Below are 2,870 nucleotides of genomic sequence, written 5' to 3'. Positions count from 1 at the left end.
CTTGCCGTTGCTCCTGGTAAAGTCTGTGTTTACGAGCGCAATGTTGTCACAAATGATGAGCTCTACAAGAACGGTTTGGAACTATTGGTCGTTCCCTCCGAGGAACTGTCCCGCGGTCGTGGCGGCCCGCGCTGCATGAGCATGCCCTTCTGGCGCGAAGATATTTAGTTGCAAATCCACTGTGATAGGAGATGGCGAATATGGGTGTTAATATCGCTGGTCGCAGTTTTCTGAAGCTGCTTGATTACACGACGGAAGAGATTGAGTATCTGCTTGAGCTTTCTGCTAACTTCAAAAGCATGAAGCGTGCCGGTGTTCCGCATAAATACCTTGAAGGCAAGAATATTGTTTTGCTATTTGAGAAGACTTCCACGCGTACTCGCTGCGCCTTCGAAGTTGGTGCACTTGACCTTGGCATGGGTGTAACTTATTTGGATCCGGGCTCGTCCCAGATGGGCAAAAAGGAGTCGATTGAGGACACGGCTCGCGTCCTTGGCCGCATGTATGACGGAATTGAATACCGCGGCTTTGAACAGGCGAAGGTTGAGGAGCTTGCTGCAAAAGCTGGGGTTCCCGTTTGGAATGGGCTGACTACTGAATTCCACCCGACTCAAGTGCTTGCCGATATTCTGACCATGCGTGAAGAGTTTGGAGAGATTAAGGGCAGGAAACTTACATTTTTTGGTAAGGCGGCCGGAAACGTCGCCGATTCGCTCATGGTCATTTGCGCTAAGCTCGGCATTAACTACTGTTCTTGCGGCCCAATCGGGGGAAATTCGGAGGGGGCTACATCCTATGATCCTGAACTCCTTGCAGAATGTAGTCGTATTGCGGCCGAGCATGGATCGACGATTACCATTACAGAGGATATTGAGGAAGGCGCTCGTGATGCCGATGTAATTTACACGGATGTTTGGGTTGGCATGGGTCAGCCCGCAGAGCTGTGGGAAAGCCGCATTAAGCTCATGTCGCCGTATCGTGTGACCGCTGAGGTGATGTCTATGGCAAAGCCCGAGGCAATTTTCCTCCACTGCCTTCCGAGCTTTCACGATACTAATACTACTGTTGGTGCCGAAATTGCTGAGAAGTTTGGAGTCACCGAAATGGAAGTCACGGACGAGGTTTTTGAGTCCGATAAGTCTCGTGTTTTCCAAGAAGCGGAGAATCGCATGCATACGATTAAGGCGGTGATGTACGCAACGCTTAAGTAGCGGGGCGTTGAGAAAACAGTCGCAAATCTGTTTGCCATACTATATTTCTCTCAACAAGCTGATAGGATACAGGGGAGAATGATGCGCGCGTCAGTCGATTTTTTCGACTGACGCGCTTTGTGAAAGAGGCAAAGATGCGTACCGATGATTTTGACTACAACCTTCCTGAGGAACTGATTGCCCAGGCTCCTGCCGAGCCTCGCGACTCCTGCCGCCTGCTAGTGGTTGATCGCAAGGGCTCCCAGGCGGGAACGCCGCTGGAGCACGGCGGTACCGTTGAACACCGCATCTTCCGTGACATCATCGACTATATCGAACCGGGCGACGTGCTCGTCATCAACCAGACGCGTGTGATGCCGGCCCGTCTGATCGGTCGCAAGACGGGCTCGGGTGGCGTGGTCGAGACGCTGCTGCTCAAGCGCCGTGAGGATGTGGATCCGCTCGGCCATGTGTGGGAGTGCCTGGTCAAGCCGGGCAAGCGCCTGAAGCCCGGTGCTCAGATTGAGTATCGCGCCGGTGGCGCCCATGCGCCCGAGGGGGCTCCCGTGGTGCTGACGGCCGAGGTCATCGACTTTGTCACCGATAGCCGCGGAGGCCGTCTGGTGCGCTTTGAGCCGGCCGGCTGCAATGCCGCCGGCGAGCCGCGCACGCTCGACGAGGCCATTCATGCTGCCGGTCACGTGCCGCTGCCGCCCTACATTACCGATTACGAGGGCGATCCCGAGAAGTACCAGACCGTCTACGCCATGAAGGAGGAGCACTCGGCTGCCGCTCCTACGGCGGGTCTGCACTTTACCCCCGAGCTCATGGCCGCTATCGAGGCCAAGGGCGCGAAGTTTGCCGCCGTCGAGCTCGAGGTGGGTATTGATACCTTCCGTCTGGTGGAGGAGGACGACCCCACGCAGCACGTCATGCACACCGAGCGCTACCACGTGTCACAGGAGGTTGTCGACGCCGTGCATAAGGCGAAGGCCGAGGGGCACCGCGTGATCGCCGTCGGCACCACCGCAGTACGCTCGCTCGAGAGCGCCTTTGACGCTGAGGCACCGGTGTCCGATCCGGCCGTGACGGCGCGCTATTTTGAGGGCCGCGAGGATGGGGCCGATACGCTCGGCCGCGGCGACATCGTGGCGCGCGAGAACGCTACGACGCAGCTCTACCTCATGCCCGGCTCGACCTATCACGTGGTCGACGCGCTGATCACGAACTTCCACGTGCCGCGCTCCACGCTCATGATGCTCGTAAGCGCGCTTGCCACCCGCGACCAGATCATGGATGCCTACGCCGCTGCTATCGAAGAGCGCTACCGCTTCTTCAGCTTTGGCGACGCGATGCTCATTTTGTAGGTTACGGCGTTTTACAAACGCCGTAACCGGCCGACGCTGCAAACCCCCCTAAGCGGCAATCTGACGTTCAATCGTCGGGCATGACCAGAAGGTCAATGCCCCCCTCTTTCACGTCACCTTGCTCGCTTAGGGGCGTTTTCGCTGACTTTGCCAAAGCATCGGCAGGTACTCATTGGGGACGTACTTAAATGAGTGCCTGCAGAATGAGAGTGGATAATCTCCCGTTTTTGGCCTGCTTGGGGGTGCGGACAGAAAGTTGGACCGCGGGGCGGTCCGGACTGGAGGTTCGCATGTACAGCAGGGAGAAGGTCGA

The 2,870-nt window shown here is 57.0% G+C and carries 3 protein-coding genes; all 3 read left to right on the top strand.

Translation table 11 applies throughout. The annotated features are described in order from the left end of the window. Nucleotides 1-168: arginine deiminase family protein (locus ABHR63_RS09905; protein WP_346965999.1), on the top strand; the 168-nt coding region annotated here is incomplete at its 5' end. 32 nt (nt 169-200) lie between these two features. After that, entirely contained in the window at nt 201-1,211 is a 1,011-nt protein-coding gene (gene argF, locus ABHR63_RS09900) for an ornithine carbamoyltransferase (RefSeq protein ID WP_055285784.1), read from the top strand. Between the two features lie 134 nt (nt 1,212-1,345). Further along, complete coding sequence (gene queA / locus ABHR63_RS09895; RefSeq protein WP_346965115.1) at nt 1,346-2,557, top strand: tRNA preQ1(34) S-adenosylmethionine ribosyltransferase-isomerase QueA; 1,212 nt, start codon at nt 1,346-1,348, stop codon at nt 2,555-2,557. The last annotated feature ends 313 nt before the right edge of the window (nt 2,558-2,870 follow it).

It is taken from the genome of Collinsella aerofaciens, from assembly GCF_039752775.1.
Lineage (GTDB): Bacteria > Actinomycetota > Coriobacteriia > Coriobacteriales > Coriobacteriaceae > Collinsella > Collinsella aerofaciens_R.
Note: the sequence above shows the minus strand (reverse complement) of the source record. Positions and strands in the feature narration are given on the sequence as shown.

Excerpts from the sequence above, each read along its gene's own strand:
- argF (WP_055285784.1), top strand. The coding sequence starts at position 201 with ATGGGTGTTAATATCGCTGGTCGCAGTTTTCTGAAGCTGCTTGATTAC.
- queA (WP_346965115.1), top strand. The coding sequence starts at position 1,346 with ATGCGTACCGATGATTTTGACTACAACCTTCCTGAGGAACTGATTGCC.